The sequence below is a fragment of the Xanthomonas vasicola genome (assembly GCF_000772705.2).
GTDB classification, from domain to species: domain Bacteria; phylum Pseudomonadota; class Gammaproteobacteria; order Xanthomonadales; family Xanthomonadaceae; genus Xanthomonas; species Xanthomonas vasicola.
In genome coordinates this window covers 1-19,031 of record NZ_JSBW02000009.1, presented here as the reverse complement: position 1 = coordinate 19,031, position 19,031 = coordinate 1, and the positions used below count along the sequence as shown (strand labels likewise).

The 19,031-nt window shown below is 64.8% G+C and carries 18 protein-coding genes and 2 pseudogenes; 7 read left to right on the top strand and 13 right to left on the bottom strand.

Features of this window, described 5'->3' with window-relative positions; translation table 11 throughout:
- Nucleotides 1–210: 210 nt before the first annotated feature.
- Nucleotides 211–2,115 (bottom strand): tRNA uridine-5-carboxymethylaminomethyl(34) synthesis enzyme MnmG, encoded by a 1,905-nt coding sequence (mnmG, locus tag NX05_RS02105; protein WP_039433961.1) that lies wholly within the window; start codon nt 2,113–2,115, stop codon nt 211–213.
- 571 nt (nt 2,116–2,686) lie between these two features.
- Nucleotides 2,687–3,160 carry a hypothetical protein gene (locus NX05_RS02100; RefSeq protein ID WP_039433958.1) on the bottom strand — a complete coding sequence of 158 codons (474 nt, stop codon included), beginning with the start codon at nt 3,158–3,160 and terminating at the stop codon, nt 2,687–2,689.
- 157 nt (nt 3,161–3,317) lie between these two features.
- On the opposite strand from NX05_RS02100, the gene NX05_RS02095 reads away from it, so the two are divergent.
- From NX05_RS02095 to NX05_RS02085, 3 genes are read left to right on the top strand one after another with little or no spacing between them, the layout of a single operon-like run.
- Entirely contained in the window at nt 3,318–4,277 is a 960-nt protein-coding gene (locus tag NX05_RS02095; RefSeq protein WP_039433955.1) for a pyridoxal-phosphate dependent enzyme, read from the top strand.
- Nucleotides 4,262–4,879, top strand: a complete 618-nt coding sequence (locus tag NX05_RS02090; protein WP_039433953.1) for a YdcF family protein — start codon at nt 4,262–4,264, stop codon at nt 4,877–4,879. The genes NX05_RS02095 and NX05_RS02090 overlap by 16 nt, the downstream gene beginning before the upstream one ends.
- Before the next feature lie 43 nt (nt 4,880–4,922).
- Nucleotides 4,923–5,342 carry a nuclear transport factor 2 family protein gene (locus NX05_RS02085; protein ID WP_008578113.1) on the top strand — a complete coding sequence of 140 codons (420 nt, stop codon included), beginning with the start codon at nt 4,923–4,925 and terminating at the stop codon, nt 5,340–5,342.
- A 101-nt stretch (nt 5,343–5,443) separates the two neighbouring features.
- On the opposite strand, the gene lpxO is transcribed toward NX05_RS02085, so the two are convergent.
- The 7 genes from lpxO to bioB form a co-directional block, all read right to left on the bottom strand.
- A complete protein-coding gene (gene lpxO, locus NX05_RS02080) occupies nt 5,444–6,349 on the bottom strand; it encodes a lipid A hydroxylase LpxO (protein WP_008578114.1) in 906 nt (301 codons plus the stop codon).
- 249 nt (nt 6,350–6,598) lie between these two features.
- Complete coding sequence (gene bioC, locus NX05_RS02075; RefSeq protein ID WP_039433951.1) at nt 6,599–7,483, bottom strand: malonyl-ACP O-methyltransferase BioC; 885 nt, start codon at nt 7,481–7,483, stop codon at nt 6,599–6,601.
- 63 nt (nt 7,484–7,546) lie between these two features.
- The gene (locus NX05_RS02070; RefSeq protein ID WP_039433949.1) at nt 7,547–8,329 is read right to left on the bottom strand and encodes an SDR family oxidoreductase; all 783 of its coding nucleotides are present in this window, start codon (nt 8,327–8,329) and stop codon (nt 7,547–7,549) included.
- A gap of 45 nt (nt 8,330–8,374) precedes the next feature.
- Complete coding sequence (gene bioH / locus NX05_RS02065) at nt 8,375–9,136, bottom strand: pimeloyl-ACP methyl ester esterase BioH (RefSeq protein ID WP_039433948.1); 762 nt, start codon at nt 9,134–9,136, stop codon at nt 8,375–8,377.
- A 163-nt stretch (nt 9,137–9,299) separates the two neighbouring features.
- Nucleotides 9,300–9,641 (bottom strand): DUF7079 family protein, encoded by a 342-nt coding sequence (locus NX05_RS02060; protein WP_039433943.1) that lies wholly within the window; start codon nt 9,639–9,641, stop codon nt 9,300–9,302.
- A gap of 246 nt (nt 9,642–9,887) precedes the next feature.
- On the bottom strand, nt 9,888–11,261 hold the full coding sequence (bioF, locus tag NX05_RS02055) for an 8-amino-7-oxononanoate synthase (protein WP_172645700.1): 1,374 nt from the start codon (nt 11,259–11,261) through the stop codon (nt 9,888–9,890).
- On the bottom strand, nt 11,185–12,219 hold the full coding sequence (gene bioB / locus NX05_RS02050; RefSeq protein WP_039433938.1) for a biotin synthase BioB: 1,035 nt from the start codon (nt 12,217–12,219) through the stop codon (nt 11,185–11,187). Before bioB ends, bioF begins: the two co-directional genes overlap by 77 nt.
- Nucleotides 12,220–12,268: 49 nt before the next feature.
- Here bioB and NX05_RS02045 point away from each other — a divergent pair, with 49 nt between their 5' ends.
- The 4 genes and pseudogenes from NX05_RS02045 to NX05_RS02035 all read left to right on the top strand — a co-directional run.
- Entirely contained in the window at nt 12,269–12,994 is a 726-nt protein-coding gene (locus NX05_RS02045) for a ComF family protein (protein ID WP_172645699.1), read from the top strand.
- A 336-nt stretch (nt 12,995–13,330) separates the two neighbouring features.
- Entirely contained in the window at nt 13,331–14,458 is a 1,128-nt protein-coding gene (locus NX05_RS02040; RefSeq protein ID WP_230595208.1) for a phosphatase domain-containing protein, read from the top strand.
- A gap of 95 nt (nt 14,459–14,553) precedes the next feature.
- Nucleotides 14,554–14,814: pseudogene (locus NX05_RS24640) on the top strand (IS6 family transposase); the annotation flags it as partial.
- Nucleotides 14,814–16,038, top strand: a pseudogene (locus tag NX05_RS02035) (AAA family ATPase); the annotation flags it as partial. The pseudogenes NX05_RS24640 and NX05_RS02035, both read left to right, overlap by 1 nt.
- Nucleotides 16,039–16,125: 87 nt before the next feature.
- Here NX05_RS02035 and NX05_RS02030 read toward each other — a convergent pair.
- The 4 genes from NX05_RS02030 to NX05_RS02015 form a co-directional block, all read right to left on the bottom strand.
- Complete coding sequence (locus tag NX05_RS02030) at nt 16,126–16,521, bottom strand: type II toxin-antitoxin system VapC family toxin (RefSeq protein ID WP_017114109.1); 396 nt, start codon at nt 16,519–16,521, stop codon at nt 16,126–16,128.
- Nucleotides 16,518–16,769: an AbrB/MazE/SpoVT family DNA-binding domain-containing protein gene (locus tag NX05_RS02025; RefSeq protein ID WP_003108276.1), complete on the bottom strand. Its 252-nt coding sequence runs from the start codon at nt 16,767–16,769 to the stop codon at nt 16,518–16,520. Before NX05_RS02025 ends, NX05_RS02030 begins: the two co-directional genes overlap by 4 nt.
- Before the next feature lie 511 nt (nt 16,770–17,280).
- On the bottom strand, nt 17,281–18,186 hold the full coding sequence (ubiA, locus tag NX05_RS02020; RefSeq protein ID WP_039433928.1) for a 4-hydroxybenzoate octaprenyltransferase: 906 nt from the start codon (nt 18,184–18,186) through the stop codon (nt 17,281–17,283).
- An 82-nt stretch (nt 18,187–18,268) separates the two neighbouring features.
- Nucleotides 18,269–19,031, bottom strand: a 763-nt coding sequence (locus tag NX05_RS02015) for an IS3 family transposase (RefSeq protein WP_053012821.1), incomplete at its 5' end; no start/stop codon positions are given.

Below are 19,031 nucleotides of genomic sequence, written 5' to 3'. Positions count from 1 at the left end.
GGTCCACCGCCCGATGCGTTTGTCACCAGGGGGGCTAACAAAACGTAGCGAGCAGTTGCGCCCGCCTTGGTCGACTCAGATCGCCGTTGCTCGTCCAATTCTTCGGGAATCGGGACATGTCATCGTTCGCGACGGCTCGAAGCGGCGACCGCTGTCTCAGTGCAAGGCATTGCAGACGGTCGCTGACGACGGGCAGCGACCGTCGCGTCCTCACGCCACCCGGCTGCGCCGCGCACGCTCCAGATGCACCAGCAGCAGCGAGATCGCCGCCGGGGTCATGCCGGGAATGCGTTGTGCCTGACCGATATGCTGGGGCCGCACGCGCTCGAGTTTCTGTTGCACTTCGATCGACAGGCCGCGTACCACGGCGTAATCGAATCCATCGGGGATCGGCGTGGTTTCGTGACGCTGCTGGCGCGCGATATCGTCGCGCTGCCGATCCAGATAGCCGGCGTACTTGACGCTGATCTCGACCTGCTCGGCCACCTGCGCATCGTCCACGCCCGGCCCCAGCGTCGGCACCCGCATCAAGGTGACGTAGTTGAGTTCGGGGCGCTTGATCAGGTCCAGCACGTTGGTTTCGCGGCTGACCGTCACGCCCAGCGCGTCGGCGACCTCGCGGCCCAGCGCATTGCCCGGTGTCGCCCAGAGCGTGGACAACCGCGCCGTTTCGCGCTGCACGGCCTCTTGCTTGGCCGAGAACCGCGCCCAGCGCGCGTCGTCCACCAGACCCATCTCATGGCCGACGCCGGTCAACCGCGCATCGGCATTGTCCTCGCGCAGCTGCAGCCGGTATTCGGCGCGGCTGGTGAACATGCGATACGGCTCGGTGGTGCCATGGGTAATCAGATCGTCGACCAACACGCCCAGGTAGGCTTCGTCGCGACGCGGCGACCACGCCGGCAGCCCCTGAACGTGGCGCGCTGCGTTGAGCCCGGCGAGCAGACCCTGTGCAGCGGCCTCTTCGTAACCGGTGGTGCCGTTGATCTGCCCGGCGAAGAACAGCCCGCCCACCGCCTTGGTTTCCAGCGAGGCCTTGAGCCCGCGCGGGTCGAAGAAGTCGTATTCGATGGCATAGCCGGGGCGGGTGATATGCGCCTGCGCAAAGCCATGAATCGATCGCACCAGCGCCAGCTGCACGTCGAACGGCAGCGAGGTGGAGATGCCGTTGGGATAGATCTCGGCCACTTCCAGACCTTCGGGCTCGACGAAGATCTGGTGGCTGGTCTTCTCGGCAAAACGCACCACCTTGTCTTCGATCGACGGGCAGTAACGTGGGCCGATGCCTTCGATCTGCCCCGAATACAGCGGCGAGCGATGCAGCGCGTTGCGAATGATCTCGTGGGTTTGCTCGGTGGTCTGGGTGATCCAGCAGCTGACCTGACGCGGATGGTCGCTGACCTGGCCCATGAACGACATGACCGGCAGCGGGTCGCCGCCGGGTTGTTCGACCATCACGCTGTAGTCGAGCGTGCGCCCATCAATGCGCGGCGGCGTGCCGGTCTTGAGTCGGTCGATCGCGAACGGGCGCTCGTGCAGGCGCGCGGCCAGCGTGGTGGCCGGCGGGTCGCCCATGCGCCCGGCCGCGTACTGGGTTTCGCCGACATGGATCTTGCCGGCCAAAAACGTCCCGGCGGTCAGCACCACCGACGGCGCTTCGAAGCGCAGCCCGGTTTGGGTGATGACGCCGCGCACGCTGTCGGCTTCGGAGGTGCCGTTGTGGATGATCAGATCGTCCACTGCCGCCTGGAACACGGTCAGGTTGGGCTGGGCCTCAACGATGCAGCGGATCGCATTACGGTACAGGTTGCGGTCGGCCTGGCAGCGGGTGGCACGCACCGCCGGCCCCTTGGAGGCGTTGAGCGTGCGCCACTGGATGCCGGCCAGATCCGCCGCGCGTGCCATGGCCCCGCCAAGCGCGTCAATCTCCTTGACCAGATGGCCCTTGCCGATCCCGCCGATGGCCGGGTTGCAGCTCATCGCGCCCACCGACTCGATGTTGTGGGTGAGCAGCAAGGTGCGGGCACCGGCGCGGGCAGACGCCAGGGCGGCCTCGGTGCCGGCATGGCCGCCGCCGATCACGATGACGTCGTAGCGATAGAAGGAGTCGGACATGGGCGTGGACCAGGAGCGGGAAAAGGAAAACGGCCGCGGAAGTATCGGCTGAAGGACGGGCGAGGTCACTCGTTCGCTACAAATTGTGATGAATATCACAATTTACGTACGTGACCCTCAAGTTGGCATGTTTCGTGCGGATATCCCTACTGCACCCGTCGTGGCATTGCGACATGGGCGCAAAGGCTGGAATTGGAACAGGGGCCAGCCGCGCGTGCGATGGGGTAGCGTAAGGGTCGGTAGTCGGGGGACTGCCGACCCTTATTTTTTTAAGGTTTCTACGAAATGGCGCACGCGCCCGTTCCGCTGCAGCCTGCTTGGCAACCATCGAAACAAAAACAGAAAGCCCCGGCATGCCGGGGCTTTCTGTGTTGTAGGCGCCGATATCCGACAGGGCCGGAACAGGGGGGATCCAGATTTCCCTGTCGGACATCGACATAAGTCGTCAGTGAGGCTGGCCCGGTCAAAAAATGACGTGGCGGGTCACACAGAGCACCTAGCTTGCGGCCAATCGTCAGCTGAACGCAAGCCCCCAATATCGCCAAGTGTGGGCCAGGTCGCAGTCAGCCTCTTACGGAATCTGTTCGCGTGTGTTGCGCGGCGCGGTTTGCCGCTGGATCTCGCGAATGACGCGCGGCGGCGCGCCGATACGCGGTGGCGGCCGCGACGGCGGCGCGCCGGTTGCCGGCGGGCGATTGGGTTGCTGCGGCCGCGAGCCGCCGGGGCGCTGCCCGTTGTTGAACGAGCCGTTCGGCCGCGGCGGACGGTACTGCGGACGGCGATCGTACTGCCGGTAGTAGTAGCCGCCACCACCGCGATAGACCGGATACACAGGGTAGTCGTACAGGCCGATCGACCCGGCGCCATATCCATATGGCAAACCATACGGGTTGCCGTAGAAGTACGGGGAGTAGCCGGGCGGATAGCGATACTGCACGGCAGGCGCACCACGGTAATAGCCGCCCGACCCACCGTCGGTGTAGTCGTAGGTTGCGCAGCCGCCCAGGGCCAACAGCCCGGCGGCGAAGATCAGACGGAATTTCATGGATGGTGCCCTCCTGCAACCATGGTGCCACTGTCGAACCGATGCATTGAATCGGTCCTTAATTGTGCGGCATTGCGACGCTTTGTCATCGATCCAGCATGCGCGGCGGCACTGCGTGCGACCCGTGAAGAGGAGGCGATACGTTAATCTTGCAGGCATGATCGAGACGGTCCCCCTTGCCCATTCCGACGTCCTGCAGGCCGCTGCGCGGATTGCGCCGCACTGCGCGCCGACACCGTTGCTGACATCGCACAGTCTGGACGCGCTCAGCAGTGCGCAGTTGTTCTTCAAGGCCGAGCATTTGCAGCGCAGTGGCGCATTCAAGTTCCGCGGTGCCTGCAATGCCGTGTGGTCGCTGCCGGATGAGCTGGCTGCGCATGGTGTGGTCACGCATTCCTCCGGCAACCACGGCGCGGCGCTGGCGCTTGCCGCACGCACGCGCGGCATCGGCTGCCATGTGGTGGTGCCCGAGGGCGCGGTGGCGGCCAAGCTGGCCAATATCTCCCGGAACGGCGCCACGTTGTGGCGTTGCGCGCCGACCATCGCGGCGCGGGAACAGATGTGCGCCGAGGTGCAGGCCGGCAGTGGCGCCACGCTGGTGCACACGTATACCGATCGTGCAGTGATCGCCGGGCAGGGCACCGCCACGCTGGAGCTGCTGCACCAAAGCGGCGGGCTGGATGTGCTGGTGGCGCCGGTCGGCGGTGGTGGGCTGGCGGCCGGCGCCGCACTGGCGCTGCAGTCCTCGCCGGACTGCGAGCTGGTACTGGCCGAGCCGGCCGGCGCAGCCGACACCGCGCGTTCGCTGGCGGCCGGGCAGCGGCTGGTCGATTTCGTGCCGGACACCATTTGCGATGGCCTGCGCGGCACCTTGGGCGCGCCCAACTTCGCAGTGCTGCAGCGCGCCGGGGCACAGGTGATCACGGTGGACGATGCGGCGGTCGTCCAGGCGATGCGGCTGGTCTGGCAGTTGCTCAAGCAAGTGGTCGAGCCGTCTTCGGCGATCGCCCTGGCCGCGGTCCTGGCCCAGCCGGCACGGTTTGCCGGGCGGCGGGTGGGGCTGATCCTGTCCGGCGGCAATGTCGATCTGGATGCCTTGCCTTGGGCCGCGGCGTGAGCAGGCGCTCACGCGGGCTTGGCCTGTGGGGCTGGGGCTGGCGGTTGTGCATGCTGGCGCTGATCTGGCTGGTGGCCGTGGCAGGCTGGATCGTGTGGATCGGCGACCGCGATCAGGCCGCACCGGCCGATGTGATCATCGTGCTGGGTGCGGCCGCCTACGATGCGCGCCCTTCGCCGGTGTTCGAAGAACGCATCCGGCACGCATTGGACCTGTACGCGCAGGGCTACGCGCCGCGGCTGTTGTTCACCGGTGGCTTCGGCAACGGCGCACGCTTTGCCGAATCGCAGGTGGCCCGACGCTACGCGCTGCGCCACGGCATTCCGCCGGAGGCCATCGTGATCGAAACCACCTCGCGCACCACCCGGCAGAACCTGCAACAGGCGCGCACGCTGATGGAGCGGCACGGCCTGCATCGGGCGATCATCGTCAGCGACCCACTGCACATGGCGCGCGCGCTGCGGCTGAGCCAGGAACTGGGTATCGACGCGCTGGCTTCGTCCACGCCGAGCACGCGGTTTCGCAGCTTCCACACCAGCTGGCGCTTCCTGTTGCAGGAGGTGTATTACTTCCACCGCGATCTGGTGGTGCAAGGGTCGTGACCGCAGGCCTATGATGCGGCTTTCCCAGCGGGCAGGTTCGAGCATGAGCGAGACCCATCGGCAACACGCCATTGGCCTGGTGCAGGCCTACTACGCAGCCTTCAACCGTGGCGATTGGGACGGCATGTTGGCGTTTCTGGCCGAGGACGTCGCCCACGACCTCAACCAAGGTCCGCGCGAAATCGGCCGCAACGCATTTGCCGCGTTCCTGCAGCGCATGAACGACAGCTACCGCGAGCAATTGCGCGATGTGGTCGTCATCGCCAACGACGATGGCACCCGGGTCGGTGCCGAGTACGTGGTGCATGGCGTCTATCACACCACCGACGAAGGCCTGCCGGAGGCCAACGGGCAGACCTATGTGCTGGTGGGCGGTGCGTTCTTCGACGTGCGCGGCGACAAGATCACCCGCGTGACCAACTACTACAACCTGCAGGAATGGATTGCGCAGGTATCGCGCTGAGCGCATCGACCAGCGCTGCGTAGCAGCGCACCTGGGCGCGATGAGGCGTTATCGACGACGACGCTCGCGCCCGGGTGCGCTCCTACGCGGATAGGCGGGGATTACAGCAACACGATCCCGACCACCACCAGGATGAAGATGCTCCACTTGAGCACCTGGTACAGCGGGTTGTTGCGTTCCTTCAGCGCCTTGGCCTTGAGGCGGGCGGCGTAGAAATAGCGGAACACGCGATTGATGCCGCCGGTCTTGTCGCCTTCCTGATTGGGCGAGGCGCCGGCCGAGAGCAGGCTGCGGCCGACGAAGCGGTTCACCGCCGCCGCCCAGCGCCAACGCATCGGGCGTTCGATATCGCAGAACAGGATGATGCGGTCCTGGTCGGTGTCGTTGCGCGCGTAATGGATATAGGTCTCGTCGAACATGGTCCACTCGCCATCGCGCCAGCTGTGGCGCTGGCCGTCGACGTCGATGAAGCACCGGTCGTCGTTCGGTGTGGCCAGGCCCAGGTGCAGGCGCATGGAGCCGGCGAACGGGTCGCGGTGCGGGCGAAGTTCGCTGCCCGGCGGCAGCTCGGCGAACATCGCGGCCTTGACCGTGGGAATGGATTTCAGCAGGGCGGTGGTTTGCGGACACAATTCGGCGGCAGACGGATGCGCGGTGCCGTACCACTTCAGATAGAAGCGCTTCCAGCCACGCCGGAAGAACGAATTGAAGCCGATGTCGGTATAGCCTTCGGCAGCGCGGATCTTCTGCATCTGTTGCAACGCCACCGCTTCGTCGCGGATCAGTGGCCAGCTCGCGCGCAGCGGCGCCAGCTCGGGAAATTCCTTGCCCGGGTCGATGAACGGGGTAGTCGGCACCCGCGAACACAGGTACATCAGTGTGTTGATCGGGGCCATGAAGGTGGAATGGTCCAGCAACTGCCGGCTGAGCCGGTGCCGCACGCGACCGCGATAATGGATGTAGAGCGCCGATGCGATGAACAGCGCGATGAGGAGCCACTTCAACATGAGGGAGGCCGATTGGGGGCGGGGGGCCGCAAACGTGAGAGTGGCTGCCAAGAAACGCACGCAGCACTGCTGCGTCGTGTCGGTAGCCACCATCGAACAAGGTAAGCCGCAACGAAGGAAGTGCGGCCGGTCACTTCAGAATTCTAGCAAGTGTCACCGCCGAGCCTGACCACGGAGCAGTGGCATGGGCGCAATACGCTGTGTCTCACCGGCAGTGGATGCGCGCGGACCGGCGTTCTGTACCGCCGTTCAGTCGATGCGGCGGCGGATCGGGATGGCGCTGACCGGCACGCTGGCGACCTCATGCCCGTGTTCGCGGATGGGCGCGCCCGGCGCCGGTGCCCAGGCATGGGCGTAGATCACTTCCCAGGAGCTGGGCAGGGTGCCGTCCGGTCGCCGTAGCGGTTCGTAGGCAGCGCTGGCGGCCGCGAAGCGACCGCGTCCGGTCAGGGTGGCGCGGCGGTTGCTGAGCGCATTGGTTGCTCCCATCGCACGCAGCTCGCGCATCAGTGCGGGCAGATCGTTGTAGGTCAGGGTGAACAGGTCGCGGTCCAGCACCGGGTCGCGGAAGCCGGACATCAGCAAGGCATCGCCGAACTGCGCAATTGGCGGAAAGCGGCTGACGTGCGGAGCCGGGTCGGCCTGCGCGAAGGCCTCACGCAATTCGATCAGTGTTTCCGGGCCGAAGGTGGAACACAGCAGCAGCCCGCCTGGGCGCAGCGCGCGGCGGAAACCGGCAAACACGGCCGGCAGGTCTTCTACCCACTGCAGGCATAGATTGCTGAAAATGACATCCACGCTGCCGTCGGCAACGGGCAGCGCGCGCGCGTCGGCGCACACCTGTGCGAACGGCTTCCACCAGCCGGCGGCCTTGCGCGCCTGGCGCAGCATCGGCATGGCCTGATCGAGCGCGATGACCTGCGCCTTGGGCCAGCGCTTCTTGATCGCGCCGCTGGCATGACCGGGGCCGGCGCCGACATCCAGCACCACCTTGGGCACCTGCGCGCCCAGGTAGTCGAGCGATTCGAGCAGGCGCGCTTCCGCTTCGCGCTGGAGTGCGGCGGCGGCGGTGTAGGTGCTGGCGGCACGCGCAAAGGCGCGCCGGACGTGGCGGGGGTCGAAAGTACTGTTCATGGCGCCGCTATTGTCACCGCTGGCAGAGGCGGAGGGAATCGATGTGTGGTGCGCGACGCTGCGCTAGAAGGTGCCGGGATAGCTGCCGCCATCGATGAGCAGATTCTGCCCGGTGATGTAGCCGGCCTGCGCGCTGCACAGGAAGGCGCAGGCAGCGCCGAATTCGTCCGGCTCGCCAAAACGTGCGGCGGGAATGCCCGCACGCTTGCGCTCGGCGACATCGTCGGCGGTGCTGCCCTGTTGGTGCGCGATGGCGGCGAAATTGCCGCGCAGCCGGTCGGTGGCGAACTGCCCGGGCAACAGGTTGTTGATGGTGACGTTGTCGGTGACGGTGCTGCGCGCCAGCCCGGCGACGAACCCGGTGAGGCCGGCACGCGCGCCGTTGGATAGGCCAAGGATGTCGATCGGCGCCTTCACCGCGCTGGAAGTGATGTTGATGATGCGGCCGAAGCGGCGTGCGCGCATGCCATCGACGGTGGCGCGGATCAGTTCGATCGGCGCCAGCATGTTGGCGTCCAGCGCGCGCAGCCAGTCCTCGCGTTCCCACTGACGAAAATCGCCCGGCGGCGGGCCACCTGCGTTGTTGATCAGGATGTCGATCTGCGGGCAGGCGGCGCGTGCGGCGCTGCGTCCTTCCGGCGTGGCGATATCGGCGACCACGCTGCGCACCTCGCCAGCGCCGGGAAGCGCGCGCAACGTGTCGGCGGCCTGTTCCAGCACCTCACGGCCGCGTGCGGCGATCACCACATTGACGCCTTCGCTGGTCAATGCACGTGCGCAGCCCAAACCCAGCCCTTTGCTTGCGGCGCAGACCAACGCCCAGCGGCCGGCAATTCCCAAATCCATGCGATGTGCCCCTCGATCAGCGATGTCGCATGATCGACGATCCGCTCACGGCACGGACGCAACGAAGCGTTGCAGTGCCTCGCTCACCTGATCCGCATGACCGAGAAACGGCGCGTGGCCACCACCGGCAATGGTGAGCGCCTGCGCGTGCGGGTTGAGCGCGGCGGCGGCATGCATGCCGGCGGCAGGCACCAGGCGATCGCGTTGCCCGGCGATCCACAGGCTGGGACGTGCGAGCTGCGGCAAGGCGCGGCGAAGATCGGTGCGCTCAAGCAGGGTGAGCCCCTGCTGCAAGGCCTCTGGCGCCGGTTCGCCGCGCGCGGTGAGCGTCTCGCGCAGGCTGCGCAGTTCGCTGCGTGCATGTGCCGAGCCGAGCGTGTCCAGCGCAAGAAAACGCTCCAGTGTTCCGCGATAGTCGCGCAATAACTCGGTGCCGAACTGCACGAACACCTCGCGCTGGACGGCATCGGGCCAATCGTTGCCACGCACGAAGCGCGGCGTTGCAGCGATCATCGCCAGCCCGCGCACCTGCGGCAGGGTGGCGGCTGCATGCAGCGCAAACAGCCCGCCCAGCGACCAGCCGAGCCACACCGCCGGCTGCGTGGCGGCCGCAATCTCGGCAACTACGTAGGGAAGCGCCAGCGGTGTGCTGTCGTCGCGACTGAAGCCGTGTCCGGGCAGGTCGACCAGATGCAATTGATAGTGCGGTGCCAGGCGTTCTACGAGCGGTGCGAACACGCCGCCGTGCAGCGCCCAACCATGCAGAAGAACCAGCGCAGGCCCGTGGCCGATGACATCGATATGCATGCGTGCATTGTCGCCGATTGTTGCGTGCCGCTACGCGTTGATCGAGACGCGCGCTGCTACGACAGGGTCCAGAAAGACTGGATGCTGGTGGCTTTGTCGCCAATTGCAGGTTGTCGGCTGGCGCTTGGGTGTGTAGGTAGGGCGCTGCTACGGCGCGCCGGCGTCAGTACGTGGCGGTTGCACGCAGTGCGCTGATCTTCGGGGCCAGCAACGCCCACTGCGCGCGCGCGTCACTGCGCCAATACCAACGCGCCGGCCAGCACCAGCGACGTGCACATCGCGCCTGGATCGTGGCCGCCAACCAGTCGGGATCGAACCCGTCCCAGACGCCGGCCGCGCTGCGCAGATTACCGATCAGCACCGGATGCACTTCGTGCAACAACATCGTGCGCAGCTGTTCCAGGGTGCATGGTGAGGTGGCTAAAACGTGCGCAATGCTGTCGTCGTCGTCGTCGTCGTCGCGACTGTCGCTGTCCAGATACAAGCGCGATAACGCTTCCCACACGCGGCGTGCGCCGCTGTGGCTGTGCCTGCGTCCGTAGCTGGTATCGCTGGCGACATGTCAGTGCACGGACGTCGTCGGATGCGAGTACGCGTCCGCTGCACAGCTGCTGCAATGCCTGCAGCCCCTGTCGCAATGAAAAGTCACTGCAGGGGTGTCGCCTGCCACACGCACCCGGTATGCGATCAATGCATCGGTTGGGTGGCCCGCGCTATTTCAGCGTAAGCCATGCACAAACCGCAGTGCGCCTCAGGCAGACGCAGGCAGCGGCTGCCGGCTCACCACATCGCGCGCCTGCACGATGGCGTCGATCAGCGCCTGCACCTGCTGCGGCGTATGCAACGCGGACAGCGTCACGCGCAAGCGCGCCTTGCCTTCGGGCACGGTAGGCGGACGAATGGCGCCGACCATGAAACCTGTCTGTTCGAGTGCGGCCGACATCGCCATCACGGTGACTTCTTCGCCGAACAGCAACGGCTGGATCGGTGTGTCAGAAGCCATCAATTCGAAGCCATGCTTGCGCGCGCCATCGCGAAACGCAGCGATCAATTCGACCAGGCGCGCACGCCGCCAATCGTCGCGACGCGCCAGGCGCACGGCTGCCAGGGTGGCGGCGACCTGCGCTGGCGGCAACGCAGTGGTGTAGATATACGGACGCGCGGTTTCGGCCAGATGGCGCACCAGCGCCTCATCGCCTACCACCACCGCACCGTAGCCACCGAGCGCCTTGCCCAGGGTCACCAACTGCAATGGCACTTCGGCCACGCCCAGCCCCGCATCGGCCACGCAGCCGCGGCCTTGCGGGCCGAGCACGCCAACACCATGCGCGTCGTCCACATAAAAAAGCGCTTCCTGCATGCGGGCCACCAGGCTCAACGCGCGCAGCGGCGCGACATCGCCATCCATGCTGAAAACACCGTCGCTTACCAGCATCGCCGCACCCTCGGGCGAACCCTTGAGCTGACGCATGGCGCCTTCCACATCCAGATGCGGATAGCGCCGCAGCCGGCAACCGGCCAGCCGTGTGGCGTCGAGCAGGCTGGCGTGATTGAGCCGGTCCTGCACGCAGACATCGTCTTCTTCGCTGAGTAGAGCCTGCTGCACCGCCAGATTGGCGATGAAGCCGCTGCCGAACAGCAACGCCGATGGATAGCCCAGCCAGTCGGCGATTTCGCGCTCGAGCGTTTCGTGCGCGGTGTGGTGGCCGCAGATCAGATGCGAGGCGGTGGCGCCGGCGCCATCGCGGGCCGCGGCATCCTGCAGCGCGGCGACCACTTCGAACTGTTGCGACAGACCCAGATAGTCGTTGGAGCAGAAACCGGTCAACCAGCGGCCGTCGATTTCCAGCCGCACGCCATCGCGGCGGCCCACCTGTCGCCGCACCCGCACCCGTTCCTGGGCCACACGCAATTTACGCAGCGACGAAATGCGTTCGTGCAGATCGGGGCGAGCCATGGGGGCGTTCAACGGCAGAGAAGGGCTGCTAGCGTAGCGTGCCGGGCTCAGTGCGCCCAGCCGGCACCGACGACCGGTGCCGGGCGCGGGCTCAGGCGGCGTGCTCGCAGGCCGCGCTGCGGGTGATCTCCGCATGCACGGTGCCAGGGTGATCGCGCTCGGCCGCATCGACAGTGATTTGCATGGGGCGCAGGCCCAGGCGCTGGAACAGGGCCTGGTCGCGCTCGGTGTCCGGGTTGCCGGTGGTGAGCAGTTTTTCGCCGTAGAAGATCGAGTTGGCACCGGCCAGGAAGCACAGCGCCTGCAGTTCGTCGCTCATCGCTTCGCGGCCGGCGGACAGGCGCACCATCGACTTGGGCATGACGATGCGGGCAACGGCGATCATGCGCACGAACTCGAACGGATCCAGCTGCTGGGTGCCATGCAGCGGGGTGCCGGGCACCTGCACCAGCTGATTGATCGGCACCGAATCCGGATGCGCCGGCAGCGTGGCCAGCGCCAGCAGCAAACCGATGCGGTGGTCGCGGGTTTCGCCCATGCCGACGATGCCGCCGCAGCAGGTCTTCAGACCGACATCGCGCACATGCTCCAGCGTGTTCAGGCGATCCTGGTACTGGCGTGTGTGAATGATGGAGTCGTAGTAATCCGGCGCGGTGTCCAGATTGTGGTTGTAGTAGTCCAGCCCGGCATCCTTGAGCGCACGCGCCTGGCCGGCGTCGAGCATGCCGAGTGTGGCGCAGGTTTCCAGACCCATGGCCTTCACCTCGCGGATCATCGCGGCAACCTTCGGAATGTCGCGCTCCTTGGGCGAGCGCCAGGCGGCGCCCATGCAGAAGCGCGAAGCACCGGCGGCCTTTGCCTGGCGCGCTTTTGCCACGACCTCTTCGGTCTCCATCAGCTTCTGCGCGGTCACGCCGGTGTCGTAGCGCTGCGCCTGCGGGCAATAGGCGCAGTCTTCCGGGCAACCGCCGGTCTTGACCGACAGCAACGTGGAGACCTGCACTTCAGCGGGATCGAAATGGGCGCGATGCACGCTGGCGGCGCGATGCAGCAGCTCCGGAAATGGCAGATCGAACAGCGACTGCAGTTCTTTGTGATCCCAGTCATGGCGGACGACAACAGACATCGGAGTTTCCTGACAGTCAGCGGCTTGTAAGCCAGGCAGTCTGGTGAGCATGGAAGAGGCTGTCAACTTTAGAGAGGTTCGATCGGTTTACAGGTGGCCGCAACGGCTGCTGCGGCTGTTGCTGCCGAGCCTGTGTCTGGTCTGCGCAGAGGCCGGTACGCCGGATGTCGATCTGTGCCCCGCGTGTCGCGCCGCCTTGCCGAATCATGGCCATGCCTGCCTGTGCTGCGCCACCCAGCTGTTCGCCTCCGATGGGGTGGCGCTGTGCGGGCAATGCCTGCAGGAACCACCACCGCTGCAGCGGGTGCATGCCTGCTTCACCTATCGCTGGCCGGTGGACGGGCTGCTGCGGCGATTCAAATTCCATGAGGATCTGGCGGCGGGCCGCCTGCTCAGCGACCTGATGGCCCGGCGCTGTGCGGGTTTGCCGCGCCCGCAGGCGTTGGTGCCGGTGAGCCTGCACCGGCAGCGCTTGCGCCAGCGCGGCTACGACCAGGCGCTGGAGATGGCCAGGCCGCTTGGCCGCGCGCTGCAGCTGCCGTGCCTGCCGTTGCTGCGCCGCGTGCGCGCGACCGCGCCGCAATCCGAACTGGACGCGATCGAGCGGCAGCGCAATCTGCGCGATGCGTTTGTTGCCCGCGGTGCGTTGCCGGCGCATGTAGCGCTGGTGGACGACGTGATGACGACCGGCGCGACACTGCACGCCGCGGCGAAGGCATTACGCAAGGCGGGGGTGCAACGGGTGGATGCGTGGGTCTGCGCGCGGGTGCCGTGACCGCGATTGAGATTGCGGCGGTCTGCTTGCGCGGCTGCGTCCGTACCTCACCCCAACTCCTCTCCCGCAGGAGAGGGGAGAAAACTGCGCCACTCGCCACAAAACCTTTACCAGAAAGGCTTTCGGGACAATTTTTAGTTTTCGGGGGATGGGCAAAAATAGCCTTAACCGATTCGCACCGCCTATTTGCGCCTGAGCCATAATATCGAGGTCGAAGTCCTTCGCTCATGCGGATAGGTGTTCGCCAGCCGGGAATCCGCACTGCCGCTGATAGCATATCTTTGAAAAATTTTAAATATGATCAGGATATCTTTTTAAATTGAAAGGCGAACCTGAATGAAGACGACGGCCACTTGCAAATCCGGCTATGTGGGCGGTGAAAATTCGCGGCCCGACACCCCGGAACCCGATAACAGAGTTGAGGTCCGGAGCAACACCTCGCCCCAGGGCGCCCTGTCGGGTCTCGCCAGGCGCCCGCAACGGGAAACCGAAGGCGGCGAGCCGCGCCGTGCCTCTTCCTCCCTCGTCCGATCGAGCAGTTACCCGTCGATCACCAAACCGGAGAAACTGGAAAACCAGAAACGGCCGACCATGATTTTCGACTCGGTCGAACCGAGCCGAATTCGATCCACCACCAACCTCGCCGCACTCGACGGTATCAATCAGGAGGGACTTGATCGCATCAGCATGACCGGTATCGAGCAGTTTTCCGAAGCGCAACTGGATGACGTGATCAAGAGCGCGTATCCGAAAACGGTCGTGGTGATCGATACGCGCCAGGAAGCGCATGGCTTCGTCAGCGGCAAGCCGGTTTCCTGGATGGCGCTAGACAACAAGAATTGGGGTAACGTGGACAAGCCGATGGCCGACATCGAGTCCAAGGAAGAAAAGAAGCTCTCGAAATGGGTCCGCAAGAACGACGGGAAGGAAGTGTCGATCCCCAACGGCAGCACTGCGAAGGTCAAGCGCGCGGCGGAGCCGCTCACCCTTTCCGTGTCGAGCGACGAGGTGGAGACGGAAAAGCGGCTAGTCACGCGCAAGGGCGGCATATACATCCGCGTGCCCGTGCCCGATCACGCCGCGCCGGACGAAGATGCCCTCGCGCATTTCGCGGCGAGCACGCGCAGCGTCGTGATGGACAAGGGCCTGGAAAACGTCCACTTTGTGGTTCACTGCCGAGGCGGCATGGGGCGCACCACGATGTTCATGAGCGCGCTCGACATGCTCACGAATGCTGGCGACGTGCCGATGAAGGAGATCGTCGATCGGCAGGTGAAACTGCGCCAGCGCGACGAAGGCTCGATCACCGCGGCGGGTAAGGCCTACAAGGCCACCTTCCGCGACGAGAAGGCTGCTGTGCTGCAGTTCTTCTACGACTACGCAGCGGCAAACCGATTCGGGTCGAAGGACGCGAAGTCGCTCGAGGCGTGGTCGGCGGATCAGGGCGACGCGCTGCGGGCGTAGGCTCTGTCGCGATAAGTACTGGGGGTGTAAGAATGTGGGTTCAGGAATACCCCGAGCGAACAATCCGATCCATGAAGCAAAAGCTGACTGCGGCGATGAGGAAAGTGTTTAAACGGCTCCACTATCCGCTGGACGTGATGCTCCTATGTGTGCGTTGGTATGTTTCGTATCCGTTGAGCTTACGACACCTCGAAGAGATGATGGCAGAGCGTGGAATTGCTGTGGACCATTCGACAGTTCACCGCTGAGCGATAAAACTGTTGCCGCTACTGGAAAAAGCGTTCCGGCGGTGCAAACGCAGGGTCGGCACAAGCTGGAGGATGGACGAGACCTACGTTCGAATCGGGGGTGAGTGGTCGTTGGCGCTCGCCAGATGGAACAGGTCATGCGAATTGTCGAGAAGGCGGGCGCCCGCATGGTTTTGCTTGGCGACACCAAGCAGACTGAGGCCATCGAGGCGGGCAAGCCGTTCGCGCAGCTCCAACAGGACGGCATGCAGACCGCACGAATCAGCGAGATTCAGCGCCAGAAAGACCACGAGCTGAAAACCGCTGTCGAGCACGCGGCCGAGGGCCGCGTCACGCAATCGCTTGCGCACATCAAGCACGTTGAGGAACTGAAAGAGCCGACCGAGCGGCACCGGGCCATCGTGAACGACTACATCCAGCTCACTGAACCCGAGCGCCGCGAGACACTGATCGTTGCCGGCACCAACGAGGCTCGCCGCGAGATCAATCGCATGGTGCGCGAGTCGCTGGACCTGACCGGCAAGGGGCGGGAGTTCGAGACGCTGACTCGTGTAGACCTGACACAGGCGCAGCGCCGCTTTGCGCGAAGCTATCAGCCGGGCATGGTTATCCAGCCCGAGAAGGACTATCAGAAAGCCGGCCTGACGCGAGGCGAGACCTATCGCCTCAAGGAAGCGTTACCCGGCAATGTACTGGTCTTGCAGCGGCAAGACGGTACCACCACCACGATCAACCCGCGCAAGGCCACGCAGCTCAGCGTCTACCACCTTGAGCGCGCCGAGCTGTCGGTCGGGGATACCGTGCGGATCAACCGCAACGATCCCGGTCGCGACCTCACGAACGGCGACCGCATGCGCGTTGCCGGCGTGATCGGCGGCGTCGTCAAGCTCGAATCGGTCGAGCAGCGCGACGGCCGGCCGGCACGCGCGCTCGAACTACCGGTGAACAAGCCGCTGCACCTCGAGCACGCCTACGCGTCCACCGTCCACAGCTCGCAGGGCTTGAGCAACGACCGCGCACTGATCGCGCTGGATACCAAGAGCCGCACCACGTCGATGAATCTGTATTACGTGGCGATCAGCCGTGCCTGCCACGAGGCGCGCGTCTACACGAACTCGGTCCAGGAGCTGCTGGCCGCAATCGCGCGGCGCTTCGACAAGAGCACGGCACTGGCGATCCACCGCGAACGCCAATTGCAGCGCCGCGACGTCGGTATGCAACCCAAAGGCACAGCCGACGGCAAGCAGGCGTTCCAGCGTCAGCAGCTCGAACACCAGCGCAAGCAGCCAGGCAGCGGCCGGCAAGCCATCGGGCTACGGCCGCTTCGACTAACTGCGCAAGGAGCGGCCAGCGGAAGCTGTTGCATATGCTGGTCGATCTTCGTGGCCAGTCGCCGAAATTCGTTCATTCTCATGTCCGTCACAAAAGACGCGCTGATTGCCCTTGGGCAGAGAGAAGTGTCACCGCCTTCTTATCGAAGGAAACGAAGGTTTCCCCACCAAGCCAATTACCTTCGTAGGCAATGACGCCATCGGCAAAGTCACCGCCTGCGTCGAGCACCAGCAAACCGGCCTCCACGGCGGGCCGGTTCACTTCCACGTTGGCGGCGGCCAGTAGCGCCCGGATCGCGTCGGCCGCGTCAGATTGCTGTAAGCCATAGACACGCATCAGCACCCAAACAAATTCGCATAGGCACGGCAGCGCAACCGCGATCAACTCGGCATCGGTCAAGACTGCGGCGGCAACGTCCGCTTGTGCGGGATCGTCACGCACAACAGCACGCACAAGGACGTTGGTATCGACTGCGACCTTCATTGCTTGCCTGCCCATCCTTGTGCAGCCGCCTCGTTGATTTCTTCGATAGTGGCAACCTTCTGCGTCTTACCCGCGAGCAGGCCGACAAAGCTGGCTATCGTCCCTGCGGGCCGTGCCGCCTTGAGTACTCCCCGACCATCTGGCAGCAAGTCAAGCTCGATCTTGTCGCCTGGCCTAATGCCGAGGTGTTGCAGTACGTCCTTCCGAAACGTCACTTGTCCACGTGCGGTAACGGTCAATGTGGTCATGGTGATGTGCCTCGCAATCTCATGGGTCGACGTATAGTAATGCAAAAAAGCATTACTTGCGATGTCCGTCAAACGATCATTAGTCGGCCGTGCCGGACGCTGTCCTGAAAACTGCTTGTGCAACGGATTGTCGGACATCATGCCGCGATGGAACTCATCGGCAGTATCTCCCCCGTCGCCTGGCAGCACGTGAACCTGTTCGGCGCCTTCGAGTTCAGCCAGACCGGCATCACGGTCGATATCGACGCGCTCGCTGCGTACTAAAACGATCCCGCGTACTGGGCACGCATCCTTCAGACCGCTGCCGAACCCGACGAGCCCTGAACTGCAGGGCTCTCTGTCTGAGAGGAGGCGCGATGGATGGCGATGTGACTTCGCTGGGTGGATGGCCGATGACAAGAAGAAAAGACTGAGGAATGGAGCCGTTGAAGATGCTGGCGAGCTTTGATCCTTGCTCGCAATTTCAAGTCCTGGCCGTTAATCGACGAATCCCCAATCCCCAATCCCGAATCTAACGCCCGGCCACCGCCACGGCGATGCCCACAAAGATCGCCAGGCCGACCCAGTTGTTGTGCAGGAAGGCGCCGAAGCAGGGGCCGCGTTCGCGGTGGCGGGCGATGCGGAATTCGTAGGCCACCAGCAGCACCGCAGCGCCTAGACCGGCCCAATACGCAGCAGCAAGATCAGCACGCAGGCCGACCAAGGCCAGGACTGCGAACATCAGCGCATACAAGATGCCTTGAGCGACCAAATCGAATTTGCCGAACAGGATGGCGGTGGATTTGCTGCCCATGCGGATGTCGTCGTCGCGGTCGACCATGGCATACCAGGTGTCGTAGGCGGTGGCCCACAGGATGTTGGCCGCGTACAGCAGCCAGCCCAGCAAAGGCACGCTGCCCTGCACGGCGGCGAAGGCCATCGGGATGCCCCAGCCGAACGCCATGCCCAGATAGACCTGGGGCAGGTGGGTGTGGCGCTTGAGATAGGGGTAGCTGGCGGCCAGGAACACGCCGGGCACGCTCAGCGCCACGGTGAGCCAGTTGAGCGTGAGCACCAGCGCGAAGGCCACCAGCATCAACACCACGAACACCCACAGCGCCTCTCGCCCGGAGACCGCGCCGGTGGCCAGCGGGCGCGATTTGGTGCGCTCCACATGCGGGTCCAGCCAGCGGTCGGCGTAATCGTTGATCACGCAACCGGCCGAGCGGGTCAGCCACACCCCGGCGGTGAACACGAACAGCGTCCACAGCGGCGGCAGACCATCGGCGGCCAGCCACAACGCCCACCAGGTGGGCCAGAGCAGCAGCAGGCTGCCGATCGGGCGGTCGCCACGGACCAGCTTCCAGTACTGGCCCAATCGCTGCGGCCACGTCAGCGCGCGCGCTGCGGGCAGTTGTTCAACACCGTGCTTGCTCATGCGGCAAAGGGTAGCAGCGCGGCTTGGCCGTGGTCATGTGGGCGGGTAATCCCCCCGCTTTTAGCGGTCGCCAAAAGTGGAGCTATGCGGTCATCGCCAATTTCATCGCTGGGGTGATGCCGCCCAGCGCCATGTTGGGGCGCTCGTGGTTGTACGTCCATAGCCAGCGTGTGGCCTCGTCCTGAACCTGCTCGATGGTGTCGAACAACGTTGTGGCCAGCCAGGCATAGCGGACGGTACGGTTGTAGCGCTCGACGTAAGCATTCTGCTGTGGTTTGCCCGGCTGGATGTGGTCGATCCGAATGCCGCGCTGCTGTGCCCAGGCTAGCAGCGCGCCACTGATGTACTCCGGGCCGTTGTCACAGCGAATCACGCGCGGCTTGCCGCGCCACTCGATGATCTGATCCAACGAGCGGATCACCCGGGCCGATGGCAACGACAGGTCGACCTCGATCCCCAGACCCTCGCGATTGAAGTCGTCGAGCACGTTAAACAACCGGAAGCTGCGACCATCGGCCAACTGGTCGTGCATGAAGTCCATCGACCAGAACTGGTTGATCGTCTCCGGCACCGCCAACGGCTCTGGCCGCTCGCGCACCAGCCGCCTCTTCGGCTTGATCCGCAGGTTCAATTCCAACTCCCGGTAGATGCGGTACACCCGCTTGTAGTTCCAGCCAAAGCCCTTCACGTTGCGCAGATGCAGGAAGCACAAGCCGAACCCCCAATCGCGATAGGTCGCGGTCAGTCTCACAAGCCAATCAGCAATCTGGGCGTTCTCCTGGCTGGCCTTGGGCTGATACCGAAAGCAGGTCTCGCTCAGCGCAAAGGTCCGGCAAGCATGCCGG